The 16,417-nt window shown below is 38.4% G+C and carries 13 protein-coding genes; all 13 read left to right on the forward strand.

The window, feature by feature from the left end; all coding sequences use genetic code 11:
* Positions 1-2: 2 nt before the first annotated feature.
* The 13 genes from lptB (at position 3) to ACGHIY_RS02805 (ending at position 16,132) form a co-directional block, all read left to right on the forward strand.
* Positions 3-722: an LPS export ABC transporter ATP-binding protein gene (gene lptB, locus ACGHIY_RS02745; RefSeq protein WP_008603437.1), complete on the forward strand. Its 720-nt coding sequence runs from the start codon at positions 3-5 to the stop codon at positions 720-722.
* Between the two features lie 8 nt (positions 723-730).
* On the forward strand, positions 731-1,822 hold the full coding sequence (locus ACGHIY_RS02750) for an LptF/LptG family permease (protein ID WP_008603435.1): 1,092 nt from the start codon (positions 731-733) through the stop codon (positions 1,820-1,822).
* A 33-nt stretch (positions 1,823-1,855) separates the two neighbouring features.
* Positions 1,856-3,070, forward strand: coding sequence for a DUF3084 domain-containing protein (locus ACGHIY_RS02755; RefSeq protein ID WP_315307529.1), 1,215 nt, complete (start codon positions 1,856-1,858; stop codon positions 3,068-3,070).
* A 117-nt stretch (positions 3,071-3,187) separates the two neighbouring features.
* Positions 3,188-3,715, forward strand: coding sequence for a hypothetical protein (locus ACGHIY_RS02760; protein WP_008603431.1), 528 nt, complete (start codon positions 3,188-3,190; stop codon positions 3,713-3,715).
* Positions 3,705-4,574 (forward strand): YitT family protein, encoded by an 870-nt coding sequence (locus ACGHIY_RS02765; RefSeq protein ID WP_039965494.1) that lies wholly within the window; start codon positions 3,705-3,707, stop codon positions 4,572-4,574. The genes ACGHIY_RS02760 and ACGHIY_RS02765 overlap by 11 nt, the downstream gene beginning before the upstream one ends.
* A gap of 9 nt (positions 4,575-4,583) precedes the next feature.
* On the forward strand, positions 4,584-5,168 hold the full coding sequence (gene lepB / locus ACGHIY_RS02770) for a signal peptidase I (RefSeq protein ID WP_118091618.1): 585 nt from the start codon (positions 4,584-4,586) through the stop codon (positions 5,166-5,168).
* A gap of 577 nt (positions 5,169-5,745) precedes the next feature.
* Entirely contained in the window at positions 5,746-7,008 is a 1,263-nt protein-coding gene (locus ACGHIY_RS02775) for an S-layer homology domain-containing protein (protein WP_390525656.1), read from the forward strand.
* 609 nt (positions 7,009-7,617) lie between these two features.
* Entirely contained in the window at positions 7,618-8,859 is a 1,242-nt protein-coding gene (locus tag ACGHIY_RS02780; RefSeq protein ID WP_004698453.1) for a putative porin, read from the forward strand.
* A 286-nt stretch (positions 8,860-9,145) separates the two neighbouring features.
* Complete coding sequence (locus ACGHIY_RS02785) at positions 9,146-9,958, forward strand: Cof-type HAD-IIB family hydrolase (RefSeq protein ID WP_004698428.1); 813 nt, start codon at positions 9,146-9,148, stop codon at positions 9,956-9,958.
* A gap of 12 nt (positions 9,959-9,970) precedes the next feature.
* A complete protein-coding gene (gene rapZ, locus ACGHIY_RS02790) occupies positions 9,971-10,885 on the forward strand; it encodes an RNase adapter RapZ (protein WP_004695526.1) in 915 nt (304 codons plus the stop codon).
* A gap of 12 nt (positions 10,886-10,897) precedes the next feature.
* Positions 10,898-12,247, forward strand: coding sequence for a gluconeogenesis factor YvcK family protein (yvcK, locus tag ACGHIY_RS02795; protein ID WP_004698495.1), 1,350 nt, complete (start codon positions 10,898-10,900; stop codon positions 12,245-12,247).
* A gap of 15 nt (positions 12,248-12,262) precedes the next feature.
* Positions 12,263-13,210 carry a DNA-binding protein WhiA gene (gene whiA, locus ACGHIY_RS02800; protein ID WP_390525657.1) on the forward strand — a complete coding sequence of 316 codons (948 nt, stop codon included), beginning with the start codon at positions 12,263-12,265 and terminating at the stop codon, positions 13,208-13,210.
* Between the two features lie 12 nt (positions 13,211-13,222).
* Entirely contained in the window at positions 13,223-16,132 is a 2,910-nt protein-coding gene (locus ACGHIY_RS02805; RefSeq protein WP_390525658.1) for an ATPase, read from the forward strand.
* The last annotated feature ends 285 nt before the right edge of the window (positions 16,133-16,417 follow it).

Genomic DNA, 16,417 nt, shown 5'->3' on the forward strand with positions numbered 1-16,417 from the left:
ATATGTATATAGAAACCAAAAACTTAGTTAAAACCTTTAGCGGACGCAATGTGGTAGATGGTGTAAGTCTACGCGTTGATAAAGGCCAAGTTGTAGGTCTATTAGGGCCTAATGGGGCCGGTAAAACTACGTCATTTTATATGATTGTAGGCATTGAAAGACCAAGTTCTGGTATCATTACCGTTGATGGCAAGGATATAACAAATATTCCTATGTATAAGCGGGCGGCTGAAGGTATTGGATACTTACCGCAAGAGGCATCAATCTTTCGTTCCATGTCTGTAGAGGACAATATTCGTGCCATGCTACAGACTACGGCAAAAAAGCCTGATGAGATTGAAGCTATCGTGGAATCATTGATTGAAGAATTTCATATTGGACATGTCCGTGACCGTATGGGGATGCAATTATCTGGTGGTGAACGACGCCGTGTAGAAATTGCGCGTTGCCTCGCCTTAGAACCTAATTTCATCCTTCTTGATGAACCTTTTGCAGGTGTCGATCCAATTGCGGTTGCTGATATTCAGCAAATTATCTTACACGTTAAGAACCGCGGTATTGGTATCTTGATTACAGACCATAATGTTCGCGAAACATTGGGGATTGTAGATAAGGCTTATATTTTGAGTAATGGTAAAATCCTCCTAGAGGGTACCCCTGATGAAATTGCGAATGATCCAATCGCTCGTGAACATTATTTAGGGGATAACTTTAAATTATAGGAGGGGCTATGCGATTATTAGATAAATATATTTTAAAAGCTTTTGTAGGCCCATTCCTATTTGGGGTTTTTGCTTTTACTAGTATTTTTATTGGTACAGGCACATTGTTTAGGATTGCTCAATATATTACTGAATATGGAGCGCCATTGTTGCTTGTCATGCAAGCATTTGTCTTGGCTTTACCAAGTATTGTTATCTTAACATTCCCAATGTCGGTTTTATTGGCTTCTCTTATGACCTTTAGTCGTTTGAGTAGCACTAGTGAAATCGTTGTTATGCGTGCTGGTGGACTAAGCTTTTTACGCTTGGCCATGCCCGTATATATCATTGCACTCATCATTTCCATTGGGGCTGTAGCATTTAATGAATTTGTTGTGCCTCGTACAAATCATATGTATCAAACGATTGTGCGCGAACAAATTATGAAAAATGCATCACCTCAAACACAAAATCATATTGTGTTAAAAACGATGAATGGTGACGAGCTAGGCACATTGCTGTATGCTAAGAGCTATGATGCTGAAACCAAACAGTTGTCCATGATTACGGTTCAACAATTTGGGGAGGGCGGCAAGTTACAACAAGTTGAAAATGCTGATACAGCTATCTGGAATGGTCAATATTGGGTGATGCAGAATGGTATCATCTATGATCTATCAGCTGGTAATGGTGTTGAACGTACCATGAAATTTAAGGAGCAATCCTTGCCGATTAAGTCTGCCCCAAAAGATATTCAACAAGATCAACGTAAACCTGAGGAATTAACGATTAAGGAGTTACGTCATCAAATCAGAGCTTATAAGGCTGCTTATACTAATGCTAATAAACTTGAAATGGAAATGTACCAACGTTTTACAATTCCGTTGGCAAGTTTTGTATTTGCTCTTGTAGGTGCACCTTTAGGCCTTCAAAAACAACGTTCTAGTTCATCTATCGGCTTTGGTATTAGTATTCTTATCATCTTTATTTATTATGGGGTGATGACCTTTGCTGGTGCCTTAGGGAAAGGTGGAGCATTGCCAACCGTATTAGCTGCATTAATACCGGATACATTAGGTATTATTGCAGGGTTGTATTTGAATTGGCGCGTATCGAAATAACAGATTGTATTCTTAGGAGAAAGGAGGGACATGATGTTAGTAGGTGTCAAAATCTTAATAATTATCGCTCTTATGGGTGGTCTCATTGCTTACATGGGGGATAAGCTAGGCACTAAAATTGGTAAACGTCGTATGTCCCTCTTTGGATTACGACCTAAGCACACATCTATTATAGTTACTATTGTGACAGGCCTTTTGGTTGCAGCAGCTACAGTTGGGGTATTAACCTTTACGTCTCAAAGTGTGCGAACCGCATTGTTCGGTATGGATCAGTTGCGAGCTGATATGAAGCAGTTGAATAATGAGGTTGCTGCAAAGACGCAAGAACTGATTCGTGGGCAGGCTTTGTTAGAACAAAATAAACAAGAGCTTGAAGAACGGATGGCTGAGATCGAACAAATTCGCCGTGAAGTAGAGGCTACAAAAGCTGAATTGGCGAGTGCACAAGCTGCTAAAGACGCAACAGAAGCCGAATTGGCATCTTTACAAGCCTCTTATGCAGAGGTGTCTCAAAAGGTAGCTGAGCTTGAAGCAACACGTGCTAAGATGGAAGCGCATATTAAGAATCTACAAAATACACAAGAACAATTGCAGAATGGCATCATTCATTTACGGGAAGGAACCATTCTCTTCCAAGTAGATCAGCTATTAGCACAAGCTGTTGTACGACCTGGTTTAAGTGAAGAAGATAGTAATAATGCTATTAAACATATTATCGATGATACAAATAAACTTGTTTTACGTCGCTTAGGTATAGAAGATAATGGTCAATCCGTTGTGTATGTAGATCGACAAAATGTTGAGGTAGCTACTCAAAAGCTAATCAATTCCAAGACTCCTATGGTGGTTCAAGTTGTGGCAGCCGGAAATATTATTTCAGGTGAACCTGCAGTTGCAGTTATTCAAGTATATCCACAACAGTTTATCTATAAAAATGGAGAGGTAATTCACTCTACGGTAATTGATGGGGGTACTAATGCTCAATCGTCTATGCTTCAATTCTTGAAACAAGTAAATGAGCGTGCTAAGGCAAAGGGGATTATTCCTGATTCCTTATCAGGTGATATTGGAACGATACCTGGTGATGATTTGTTTACAGCTATTAAAAGAATAAGTACTATGCGTGGCAAGGTTCATGTGGAAGCTTATACTGATGGAGATACATATTCATCTGGTCCTGTTCACCTCAAGTTGCGTATTACTCAAATGCCAGATTTCAATGATAAGGCAAAAATGCAAACTAATTAATATAATGAAGGTATGCTGTTTTCATACATTATAAAAGAAGGTCTTATGTAATTTTCAACATAAGACCTTCTTTTTATGTTAAAATATAACTACTGTACTTACAAAGGGGATAATCAAATGACTGAAAATACATATATTTTAGCAGTGGATCCAGGAAATGAGAAAACTGGCGTAGCTATACTCTCACCTTCCGGTGAGATGATATGCCGTAAAATTATTTCTTCAAATACTTTCAATAAAGATATTGAGCGTATTTTAACTGAATATTATGGTATTGTTCATATTGTTTGTGGAAATGGTACAAATCATAAACATTTGTATCCTTCGCTTCAACAAATTGGACGTAATCATAAAATTACAACTAGTTTAATCGACGAATCTCATAGTACAGAGGAGGCCCGTAAATTATATTGGCAATATAATCCTCCTACAGGGTGGCGCAAGATTATTCCTACATCTATGCAATTTCCACCAGAACCTGTAGATGATTTGACGGCTCTCGTTATTGGATTGCGCTATACGAAGCAGTTAGCTCAGAACGAAGCGGCAATCAAAGAAGAAACTATGAGTTCAAGTGAGTTAGAAGAGAAAAGATTACATGCTATGGAGCAGTTATACGGAAAAGGAGATAATCATGACAAGTGAAACTTCAACGCGTAACTGGTCAAATCTTATTATGCGCTGTGTAATGATGATTCTAGGCGCCCTAATATATACGGTGGGCTTAGATTTGTTTTTAGTACCAAATAGCATCATCGACGGCGGTATAGTTGGTATCTCTTTGATGGCTGCGGAACTATCAGGTATTTCCTTTAGTATTTTCGTAGTACTTTTCAACTTACCCTTTTTATATTTAGGCTATAAAGTAATTGGTAAAGGATTTACCTTGTCTACTTTGTTCTCTATTATATGGATGGCAATATTTTCTACCATTGCACACCGCTTTACACCTATTACAACTGACCCATTTTTAGGGGCAATCTTTGGTGGTATAATCTTAGGTATTGGAGTAGGGCTTATTATTCGTAATGGTGGCTCATTAGATGGATCTGAAATCGTAGCTATTATCTTTGATAAACGGTCCACCTTTTCTGTAGGCGAAATTGTAATGGCCATGAATTTAGTTATTCTTGGAGCAGCGGGCTTTGTATATAGTTGGAATAGTGCCATGTATTCCTTAATTGCTTATTTTATTGCTTATAAGATGATTGATGTGACCATCACTGGACTTGAAGAATCTAAAGGGGTTATGATTATTACCGATGCAGATAATTCCAAGATTATTGCTGATGCATTAAATGCTAATCTTAATCGTGGTGTTACTATTATGTATGGAGAAGGCGGGTATTTAAAACAACCGAAACATGTATTATATTCTGTAGTAACGCGGCTAGAAATTACAAGATTAAAGGATACCGTTTATGAAGTAGATCCTACAGCATTTATTACGATCCAAGACGTACATGATGTCTTTGGTGGGAGATTTACGAAAGGTGGTCATTAAGAGGAAACTATGAGTAATAAATTAGGTAGTACAATAGTAAAAGAAATATTAGATTGGATTTATGCTATTGCATTGGCATTAATCATTGCTATGGTAATTCATATTTTCTTGATTCAACCTACTAGAGTGTCTGGGGAATCAATGGATGATACATTACACAATGGACAATATTTGATTGTTACCAAATGGCATCATATTATGAATGATATGCCCGAATATGGACAAATCGTTATTATTGATAGTCGTGTTAATCGTATTCGTACATGGGTGGATGATGTAAAAGAACCACTGATGAACTATGCATCTGTTTTTAATAAATCCGCTCAAACAAATGATGTATGGGTAAAACGTGTAATAGGTAGACCTGGTGATGTACTAGAGTTTAAAGATGGTTATGTATGGCGTAATGGAGAAAAATTACAAGAACCATATACAAAAGATACAAAAATCAATTATACTCGGTCTACACCTGTAACAGTTCCTGAAGGTCATGTATTTGTAATGGGGGATAATCGCAACCATTCTAGTGATAGTCGTTTTATCGGCCCAGTTCCTGTTGATCATATTCTAGGATTTGTTTCTTACGCAATTTAATAATCGTGAAAGCCTATCTACGATAAATTTCATCGTAGATAGGCTTTTTATAAGTTAAGAAGGATTAAGTTATGTTGTATCTTGTGAAATGTATACTAAATAAAATTTAGCAAGACGGCTAGGTCGAATCTAGATATATCACTTATCAATCTTATAGAAAATAAATAATTCAAACAAATGAATTAATATAAATTATAAGCATAGCTGAATTTAATAAGTGATAATTATTAAATTTGTGGTTATAGATAATAAAATTATCTATTTTTTTAGACTATAAAATGAAATTTTGTAAAATTAAATTTTTAAAAATGCAGTAATAATCTATGTTTTTGGTATAATTTTTATTCATGAAAGAAATTTCATAAAATTTAGTTGTGTAAAATGCTTTACAAAGTTTTGGGGTGGTGGTATATTCACATCAACAGAAAGGCTACGCTACAAAGAAGTGGAGCTAAGATAGATAATTTAGTTGAGGAAACATGGACACTCCTAATACATCTTTCATAGTGATACTACTTATGTAGTGAATGTCTTCTGCAAATATAAATTCTTATTTATAAGAAAGAAGGAATTCATTATGAAAAAACAATTCGCAACAATGTTAGCAGCAACAGTAGTGTTAGGTGTAACAACAGCATTTGCTGCAAATCCATTCTCCGATGTAACTCCAGATAGTTGGGCATACCAAGCAGTATCCCAATTAGCACAAGCTGGTATCGTTAATGGTTATCCAGATGGCACTTTCAAAGGCCAAAACAATATCACTCGTTATGAAATGGCTCAAATGGTAGCTAAAGCTATGGCTAACCAAGATCGTGCTAACGCTGAACAACAAGCTATGATTAACCGCTTGGCAGATGAGTTCTCTAACGAGTTGAACAACCTCGGAGTTCGAGTATCTCGCTTAGAAGACCGTGTAGGTAATGTAAAGGTAACTGGTGATGCTCGTATCCGTTATCAAGGTTCTGAAGACAAAGGTGTTTACAAAGCTAATAGTAAATCTTTAACTGACGGCCGTGCACGTGTACAATTCAATGCTAATGTAAATGATAAAACACAAGCAGTTGTTCGTGTAAAAGGTAATTACGAATTTGGTGACTCTACTAAAGGTTCTCAAGCAACAATCGATCGTGCTTACGTAGATCACAAATTTGGTAGCAACGTATCTGCTAAAGCTGGTCGTTTCCAACAAACAATTGGTGGCGGTTTGATGTACGATGATACATTTGATGGTGCACAATTGAACGTAGGTAATGATAAAGTTCAAGTACAAGGTGCGTATGGTTATATGATTGATGGTGCTGCTGATGGCAACTCCAAATCTGATAACCCATCTGTATCCTATGTAGGCTTAAAAGGTAAAGTTGGTAAAGAATCCTCCGTTGGTGGTTTCTACTCCAGATTATCTAGCGGCAACTTGAACCATAATGGTGTAACAGTTAATTCCGATAAACAAGATGTTTACGGTTTCAATGCGGACTTCCGTAAAAATAAATTGTGGGCTGGCGGTGAATGGTTGAAAGCTTCCAACGTAGATAATTCTCAAGCTTGGACAGCAGGTCTTGGCTATGGTAACTACGACATCGCTAAAAAAGGTACATGGGATGTGAAAGGTCAATACTTCAACCAAAAAGCTAATGCACCAATCGTAAGTTCCACTTGGGATCAAGCATATGATTTAACAAATACATCTAATGGTTACAAAGGTTACATGGCTAGCGTAGACTACGCAGTACAAGATAACGTAGGTTTATCCGCAGGTTATGGCTTCAACTCTAAAGACCAAAGCGGTAATGATCTTTCCGATTTCTATCGTGCAGAATTAAATTACAAATTCTAATTCCCTCACAAACAAAAAAAGACTTCTTCGGAAGTCTTTTTTTGTTGCATAAAAGTATTATGAATTATTTTATATATAATAGTATATATATATAGTAAAATGTTTTATAAATACATAATATTAAAAGTAATCGAATAATTTAGTGGTTATCAAGAATTATATCCCTTATATTGTAGGATATATTTATAAAATCTTTCTGTATAGAAAGATAAATTTCTTATTAATTATATATATATTAATAAGTTTAACTTAATGAAAAATATAATAAAAATTCTCAATTAATAGAAAAGGATATAAAATTAAATTTTTTTATGAAAAAAATTATATCCTATAAAACTAGATAAAATCTAACTTAGCAAGCATTTTAAGTTATAAAAACAAGATAATGAGAACACAATTGAGAAAAAAGGGTTTACACGAAAAAGTGGTTGTGCTAATATCACCGTACGAGAAGTAGCAAACACATGAAATGAAGAACTTCGATGTAGAATGTGGCGAGGAAACGTGGACACTCCCAAAGATTCTTAATCTGAAGAACTGAGTAGAATGTGAATGTTATGACTTGTAACATTTTATTTTCTATTTTTTTCAGAAAGAAGGAATTTAACTATGAAAAAACAATTCGCAGCAATCTTTGCAGCAACAGCAGTATTGGGTGTAACTACTGCATTCGCAGCTAACCCATTCTCCGACGTAACTCCAGATTCTTGGGCATACCAAGCAGTTTCTCAATTGGCTAACGCTGGTGTTATCAATGGTTACCCAGATGGTACTTTCAAAGGCCAAAATAACATCACTCGTTACGAAATGGCTCAAATGGTAGCTAAAGCTATGGCTAATCAAGACCGCGCTAACGCTGAACAACAAGCTATGATCAACCGTTTGGCTGATGAATTCTCCAACGAATTGAACAACTTGGGCGTTCGTGTAGCTCGCTTGGAAGACCGCGTTGGTAATGTAAAAGTTACTGGTGATGCTCGTCTTCGTTACAAAGATGCTGAACATGCTAAATCCAAATTTGACGCTCGTGCACGTGTACAATTCAACGCAAAAGTAAACGATCGTACAGACGCTGTAGTTCGTTTGACTTCTGGTAACTTCGAATTAGGCAATTCTGAAAATGAAGATAAAGCAGATGCTACAATTGACCGCGCTTATGTAAACCATAAATTCGGCGAACGCGTATCCGCTAAAGCTGGTCGTTTCGGTCAATCCTTCGGTGGCGGCTTGATGTTCGACGGCACATTCGACGGTGCTCAATTGAATGTTGGCAACGATAAAATTAATGTACAAGCTGCATACGGTTACATGGTATCCGGTGATAATGGTAGAATTGTTGCCAATAATACCAATGGTAACGAATTAACAAAAGATCAAAATGTAACTAACACATATATTGGTTTAACTGGTAAAGTAGGTAAACACACTATGGTAGGCGGTTTCTACGACCGTGTAAATCAAGATACTGATAATGGTTACAAAAACATCTATGGCTTCAATGCTGATGCTAACTTCGACAAAGTTTGGGTTGGTGGCGAATGGTTGAAAGATTCCCATGTAGACGACTCTCAAGCTTGGACTGCAGGTCTTGGCTTTGGTAACTACGACATCAAAAAAGCAGGTACTTGGGGCGTAAAAGGTCAATACTTCAACCAAAAGAAAAATGCACCAATTGTAGATACTACTTATAATCAATTCTACACTACAGATGCTAAAGGTTGGATGGCTTCCGTTGACTATGCATTGCAAAATAACGTTGGTTTATCTGCTAACTATGGTTTCGACTGGAAAACTCAAGATGGTACTGACAAAGGTGACTTTTACCGTGCAGACCTTAACTACAAATTCTAATTTGATAGTTAATTATATGAAAGAGACTTCTTCGGGAGTCTCTTTTTTGTGTTTAATATAAAGTTAAATGAAAATTATATGAAGTGTTTATTATAGTGTTTTATTAATATTATACAATTGATTAAGAAATAATAATTAATTGATAATAGAGGATTTTGCATTTAATGAAAGTTTTATGACTATACTTTCTAATCATTATTAGAGTTCTTACCGCTAATTTCTATCTATATAGCCACTATTAATGGTATAATAAAGAGTATTTAAAATTTTTATAAAGGAGGCAAACATGAATCCTTCTTTTTCTCATATTAAAATGGTTGCCATTGATTGTGATGAAACCTTGGTACGCAGTGATAATACTGTATCTGACTATACAGTAGATGTGTTACATCGTTTACAGCAAAGGGGCATCGTTGTTACCATTGCTACGGGACGGATGTATCAAACGGCAAAGCCTATTGGTTCTGCTTTAAAGCTTGGTAATGTACCCATGATTTTGTTCTCTGGAGGACTCATTCAAGAATTAGAAACAGGGTGTAAACTATTTGAGCAGACCGTTTCTGTTGAGGCTGTACAGCGTATTTATGAATTAGCAAAACAATATGATTGGCATATACAATCCTATATAGATGATCATTTGCTATGTCATCATAAAACATGGCAGTCCGATCTCTATGAAGTTCAAACGGGAGCGAAAGCAGAGTTTTTAGGTGATGGGTTATATACTTTAGAGTCTGAACCAAATAAGCTAATCGCTATTGATACAGTAGAGGGGATTGATCAAATTATTGATACTTTGACTCCTGAAGTGGGCGATTTGGTTAATCTAGTTCGTAGCCAAAAAGACTTTTTAGAAATCGTTGCCCTTAATGTGTCAAAGGGGCGTGCTTTGACACAACTAGCTTTAGATAATCATATTAGTTTAGAACATATCGTTTCTTTTGGTAATGCAGAAAATGATATTTCTATGCTACGTAAAACAGGTTACTCTGTAGCTGTTGAAAACGCTACAGATCATGTAAAATCTGTGGCTCATACAATTTGTGGCCATCATAATGACGATGGAGTAGCCCATTGGATTAAAGATAATCTTTTATAATGGAGTAAAACTATGGAAGCATTTCGTTTGTTAATAGTTACAGGTATGTCAGGTGCCGGCAAAACTCAAGTATTGCAAGCTTTAGAAGATATGGGGTATTTATGTATTGATAATATTCCCCCTGTGCTGATTCCTAAATTAAGTGAAATTTGCCGACAAGGTGGAGAACGGACTAATCGCGTTGCTCTTGTTGTAGATATTCGGGGGGGCGAATTTTTTGAAGCTCTTTCTTCATCTTTAGATACATTAAAAGATATGAAGGTAGATTTTGAAATTGTATTTATGGATGCTACAGATGAGACTTTGATTCGTCGATATAAGGAAAGTCGACGGAGTCATCCATTGGCTCCTAATGGGCTAATTACAACAGGGCTAAAAAAAGAACGCCAAATTCTTAACTCTGTGCGCCATAAAGCAGATTTTATTATTGATACCACTAATATGAAGACGGCTAGCTTGAAAGAGTATTTAAAAACGCGCTTTGCTCAAGTTGATGAAGCTCATGGTATGGCGATTACTGTAGTGAGCTTTGGTTTTAAGTATGGTATTCCTCTCGATGCAGATATGGTATGGGATGTTCGTTTTCTACCTAATCCATTTTATATTCCTGAGTTTCGTCATAAAACAGGTCGTGTGAAAGCAGTGAATGAATATATCCATTCCTTTGAAGTAACCGAGGAATTTAAAAAACGTTACTTTGATACCATGGACTTCCTTGTACCAAATTATGAACAAGAAGGGAAATCTCAGTTTATTGTGGCAGTAGGTTGCACAGGTGGTATGCATAGATCTGTAGCTATGGCAGAGGCTCTATACTCCCACTTGTTAGAAAAAGGATATCGTGTAACTGTTGAACATAGAGATATGATGAAAAATAATGTAGAAGAAGATTATAATCCTCATGAAATTATAACACTTGATAACTAGGTAGGGGGGATTATGTTGCGAAAAGGATGGTTCCGGTGGCTAATTCCGGGTCTAAATATAAAACGTTGGCTTGCCCTATTTAGTTGTGGTGTAGGTCTTTTAATTATTGGTATTTCTTTGATTTTTAACTATCAATGGCTTGCGGTTCTTGAAGATATTGTACTTGCCTTTTCCTATAATATGACGGGCTTTTACAATTATAATGTACTCATTGCTGTAGGGACTGTAGTATTATCGATTGGTGCTGTATTAATGCTCATCGGTACGAGTAAAGTTATTAAAACGATTATTCGTGCGGTACTACCTAATCCTGACAGCAAGGTATCGGATATTATTTTTCAAAATATCCGACTCGATAAGGGCCCAAAAATTGTAGTAATCGGTGGTGGTACGGGCTTATCAAATTTATTGCGTGGTTTAAAATCACATACATCAAACCTATCTGCGATTGTAACTGTCGCTGATGATGGAGGTTCTTCTGGTCGCTTGCGAGAAGACTTTCAAATGATAGCTCCTGGTGATTTGCGAAACTGTTTAGTATCATTAGCTGAACAAGAAGGAGTAATGGAGAACTTATTCCGTTATCGTTTCGATGGTGAAAATGAGCTTTCTGGGCACAGTTTTGGTAATCTCTTTATCACTGCGCTTGCTCAAGTTTATGATGGAGATATTGAAGAAGCTCTTGAAGCGGCTAGTAAATTGTTGCGTGTCCGTGGTCGTGTAATTCCTTCCTCTACAGAGTTCATTAAATTGCGTGCAGAGATGACAGATGGCACTATTGTAGAAGGTGAAAGTAATATACCACACTCGGGTAAACGAATTCGTCATATCTATAGTGATCCAGCATTGCCTAAGCCAGAGGGGGCTGCATTACGTGCCATTGATGAAGCGGATGTAATTATTTTAGGTCCTGGTAGTTTATATACAAGCATTATCCCAAATTTACTAACCGATAAGTTGGCCTCTCATGTACGTGCCAGTAAGGCTAATAAAATCTATATTGCTAATGTTATGACACAACCGGGTGAAACCACAGGCTACACATTAAATGATCATGTAGAGGCTTTAATTGCTCATGGCGGAGAAGGAATTATAGATACTGTTCTTGCCAATGATGGGCCGTTGCCAATTCAAATGGTTGAACAATATAGTGCTGTAGGATCTGAACCATTGGTATTAGATACTAAGAAGTTACAAGACAAAGGAATCCGCACTATACGAGCTACCTTAATTAACCCTCAAAAACCAGCTGTTCACGATCCTGAACGGCTAGGTAAAGTTATTATGGATATTATTCATGCTATGCAATCTAACACTGAACCGCATATCTTAGAGTATTATCTTCAACGAGATGATCATTAATGAGAAGGGATGCCCATGTCATTTGCAGAAGATGTAAAAAATGAATTATGCCAATATGAAGCCTCTAGTGATGCGGATGTGGCCATGAAAATTGAAGCGTCTTGCTTATTGCGTATGGGCGGATCTATCATTTTGGGGATGAAAGGTGCCGTTGGCATTCGTTTGGCTACGGCTAATAATGCAGTAGCTCGTCGGTTGCTTGGGATTTTGAAAAAGCAATACGAATTACCTACAAATGTATTAGTACGACAAGGTTTAAACCTGCGTAAAAAAAATATGTATACGCTCTCTGTGGAACCTTCTATAGAGGGGAGACGGGCTTTAGAGGATCTCGCTTTATGGCCTGTAACCGAACAAATTCCTCGCAGTTGGCTCAAATCAATGGAAGCACGACGTGCCTTTTTAAGGGGAGCTTTTTTAGGGGGAGGCTCTGTTAATAAACCACAAAGTGATTACCATCTTGAGTTTATGACGGGAAACGAGATTTTTGCGAGGGAAATTATCCATGTATTACGGCTTTTTCACATTCATGCAGGCTTAACGGAGCGGAAGGAAGAGTATGTAGTATATCTTAAAGAAGGGGATGCAGTAACAAATTGTTTGCAAATCATGGGTGCTCAATCGGCGCTTATGGAATTTGAAAATGTGCGGATTATGAAAACCGTACGGAATCAAATTAATCGTCAAGTCAACTGTGAGACTGCAAATTTACAGAAGGTTGTGGATGCAGCAGTTCGTCAGGTAAAAGCAATCCGTATTATTGATAGAGAAATCGGCATTGAAGAATTACCAGAAAAGTTGCGCGTCGTTGCAAGACTTCGGTGGGAGAATCCTGAAGCGAGTTTAAAAGAACTTGAAGAGTTGATGGAGGGGAAACTATCTAAATCTGGAATTGGCCATCGACTAAAGAAGATTGAAGCATTAGCACTTACGTATGACCCATTGGGGCTCGAAGAAGTATAGAGGTAATAATATATGTTTTCCTATAAATCAAGATATTGTGTAGCTGCGGCTATGGCCGCCATGGCTGCCCTTACAGGCCATGTAGAAGCTCGTGATATAGATTTACAATCAATTGGATATTTTCAGTTTTCTCCGTTGCCACCATCGTTGGTGTCTCAAACGGATACATTGCTCCTATCAGATAGTCCTGAATATGTAGGACCTGTAGGAGGTACGTTAAGTGCAGGTACAATTAATGGCAATGGTCGTATCTATTTCTATCATGTAAATGAAATGGATTTACCTCACAAGATTGCTATCGTCTTAGAAAACCAAACGGCTTATCCAACTTCAGTACATGTCATGAGACAATTAAAATCTGTAGCTACACCTGATTATTTTGCAGCAGGTCGTGATTTGTCTCGAAAGGATTTGGAGCAACCTCTTAATGAAAGCCCAGATGCAAGACCATTATATTCTCTTAGCATTCCACCACAAGGGCGCCAATTAATCTTTAGTGACTTAGAAAATACACCGGTAAATCGAGATGCATTATTTACGGGTATTGTAGATATTAAAACAGAAGGGCCTATATTTGCGCGTGTTATGATGCTGCCTATGGGGATGGACCCCGTAGATGCGTCACATTGGGTGAAAAATCTTCCCATAGATGAAATACAATTGCGCGGTACCTATACTGGTGCTAAACGTAATATGGAGGTTGCTACACCATTCGACACCGCTTTAGGTGGTGCCTTTGTAGAAATTGGTAATGACCGAGAAGATACGTTTATTAATGGTGTAGACGAAATGCAAAATAAAGCATTTGTTCGAGATCGTGGTAACTATGGCGTATCATATACGCTAAAAATTCCTACTAAGGGTAATGAACCGTTTAGACTGTATTTTAACCCTCTTGGGGGACCTTATTCTGGTTCCTTTACGGTAAAAACATTACATCAACAAGGTGCTAGAAGGGGACAGACAGATACACGGACTTATCACATTGGTGGTGCAGATGGTATTTCCGCATTAGGGGAAGGTACTATATTAGATAGCCGTCTTTTAGGGAACTATAATGCGGGCGATTTATTAACGTTAAACTTTATGCCAGCTGGTGCATCGAATTTGCCAATTCGTTTCTTGTTGATTCCTGAATCTCTTGCAAATCCACAAAAACATCAAACCATTGCTGTTAATGTACCGAAAGATGTTAAAGATATCTTAGGGCACCCAACTCAAGGGGGGACACAAATACCTGTAGGTCCTGTAGGGGGGAAAGATGGAGATAAAGGGACAGTAGATACTAAAAAATCTACTGTTGAAAGTCCAGCTAAACGGGCAGAAAAAATTGCTCATGAAGAAACTAAAAAGATGAGCGATAAAGCTGCAGCAGATGTAAAAAAAGAAGCGCAACTTAAAAAAGCAAAAGACGAGAAAGAAGCCTTAGCTCGTAAAAAAGCCGAAGAGGCTCGACTAGCTGCAGAAAAAGCTGAAATGTTGCGAAAGGCTGCAGAAGCCAAGCATGCTGAAATTGAGCGCAAGATGGCTGAAAAAGCCGAAGCAGAGCGTAAAGCAGAGGAAGCTCGAAAGGCGGAAGCGGCTCGTAAAGCTGAAATGGCACGTATCGAGGCAGCGAGAAAAGCGGAAGCGGATCGACTAGAGGCGGCTCGTAAAGCAGAAGAAGCTCGACTAGCAGCGGAAGCAAAACGTCTTGAAGAAGAACGTAGAATTGAAGCTGCTCGTATTGAGGCCGCACGCAAAGCGGAGGAAGAAAGAAAAGCGGCCGAAGCTAAGGCTCGCTTTGAAGCGCAACGAGCAGCAGAAAAAGCTGCTTTAGAAGCCAAAAAGGCCGAAGAGGAACGCTTGGCTGCTGAGGCTAGAGTTCGTTTAGAAGCACAACGTAAAGCTGAGCAGGAAGCATTGGAAGCAAGACGTGCCGAAGAAGCTCGTAAAGCAACAGAAGCGAAAGCTGCTTTAGAAGCACAACGTGCTGCCGAGCAAGCCGCTCTTGAAGCGAAGCGCCAAGAAGACGCTCGTAGAGCGGCAGAGGCTAAGGCTGCTTTGGAAGCACAACAAATGGAAGCAGCAAGAAAAGCAGAAGAGGCTCGTCGTGCGGAGGAAGCGCGTAGAGCAGAAGAAGCTCGAATTGAAGCGGAACGTAAAGCTGAGGCCGCTCGTTTAGCAGCAGAAGCAAAACGAGCAGAGGAAGCACGCAAAGCAGAAGCTGCAAGAATTGAAGCGGCGCGTAAAGCTGAACAAGCTCGTTTAGCAGCAGAAGCACGTAGAGCCGAAGAAGCTCGTCGCATAGAAGAAACAAGACGTGCCGAAGAGGCTCGTAAAGCAGAGGCGGCTCGCATAGCGGCGGAAGCTCGTAAGGCGGAGCAAGAGCGACTTGCTGCAGAACGAGCTGAAGCAGAACGTCAAGCAGCCGAGGCACGACGTCTTGCTGAGGAACGATATAAAGCGCAACTAGAGGCAGAACGTAAAGCTGAAGCTGCCCGTCAACAAGCGTTGGCTCAAGCTGAAATAGAGCGTAAAGCAAAAGAGCGTGCTGAAGCGATTCAACGTGTTCGAGATCAACAAGAAAGCGCTCGTCGTCGTGCAGAACTTGCCCGTCAACAACTTGAAGCCGAACGTAAGGCTGCTCAAGCATCTAAGAGGACTCCTTCCTTCAGTGAACTTGATGATATTCATGGGGATACATCAAATGTAACTATTCCAAATGCTGTATCCATTGATGAGTTAACAAAACCTAGACCGACGGCATCCCAAAATACACGTCGTCGTGAGCAACGTCAGCCTCAATTGTTGCCAAATCAGCAAAATGTGCAGATAAATCCTGTAGCGAATGAGTCGCAACAAGACCAAATGCCGTATACTCCACAAAATGAACAGCAAAATGATGAAGAAAATCCACCAAGACTATATCCACTAGGTTAAGGTTCTTAATTTCTAAAAAAGAAATGTTAGATTAAAGTTTAAGATATAGTAGTGGCTTAATAGCTGTTTAAATATAGAGAGGATAAGCAATTTTATATGCTTGTCCTCTTTTTAAAATCCATATGAATTTTGTGTTTTACATTGACTTTCAAAGGTGGATTCAGTACAATAAATAAAGAAATGCATATATGGTACGAGAGACCATTGCATAATACAATACCTTTTAATTTAGTCCAGAGAGGCTGAGAAAGGAATATAGTTGAAGTGCCCATAGGGGCTTCTTTG

Origin of the sequence: Veillonella parvula (genome assembly GCF_042850485.1) — a bacterium.
Taxonomy (GTDB): Bacteria; Bacillota; Negativicutes; order Veillonellales; family Veillonellaceae; genus Veillonella; species Veillonella parvula_Q.

Coding starts and splice junctions, on each gene's coding strand:
- lptB (WP_008603437.1), top strand. CDS start 3: ATGTATATAGAAACCAAAAACTTAGTTAAAACCTTTAGCGGACGCAAT.
- ACGHIY_RS02750 (WP_008603435.1), top strand. CDS start 731: ATGCGATTATTAGATAAATATATTTTAAAAGCTTTTGTAGGCCCATTC.
- ACGHIY_RS02755 (WP_315307529.1), top strand. CDS start 1,856: ATGTTAGTAGGTGTCAAAATCTTAATAATTATCGCTCTTATGGGTGGT.
- ACGHIY_RS02760 (WP_008603431.1), top strand. CDS start 3,188: ATGACTGAAAATACATATATTTTAGCAGTGGATCCAGGAAATGAGAAA.
- ACGHIY_RS02765 (WP_039965494.1), top strand. CDS start 3,705: ATGACAAGTGAAACTTCAACGCGTAACTGGTCAAATCTTATTATGCGC.
- lepB (WP_118091618.1), top strand. CDS start 4,584: ATGAGTAATAAATTAGGTAGTACAATAGTAAAAGAAATATTAGATTGG.
- ACGHIY_RS02775 (WP_390525656.1), top strand. CDS start 5,746: ATGAAAAAACAATTCGCAACAATGTTAGCAGCAACAGTAGTGTTAGGT.
- ACGHIY_RS02780 (WP_004698453.1), top strand. CDS start 7,618: ATGAAAAAACAATTCGCAGCAATCTTTGCAGCAACAGCAGTATTGGGT.
- ACGHIY_RS02785 (WP_004698428.1), top strand. CDS start 9,146: ATGAATCCTTCTTTTTCTCATATTAAAATGGTTGCCATTGATTGTGAT.
- rapZ (WP_004695526.1), top strand. CDS start 9,971: ATGGAAGCATTTCGTTTGTTAATAGTTACAGGTATGTCAGGTGCCGGC.
- yvcK (WP_004698495.1), top strand. CDS start 10,898: ATGTTGCGAAAAGGATGGTTCCGGTGGCTAATTCCGGGTCTAAATATA.
- whiA (WP_390525657.1), top strand. CDS start 12,263: ATGTCATTTGCAGAAGATGTAAAAAATGAATTATGCCAATATGAAGCC.
- ACGHIY_RS02805 (WP_390525658.1), top strand. CDS start 13,223: ATGTTTTCCTATAAATCAAGATATTGTGTAGCTGCGGCTATGGCCGCC.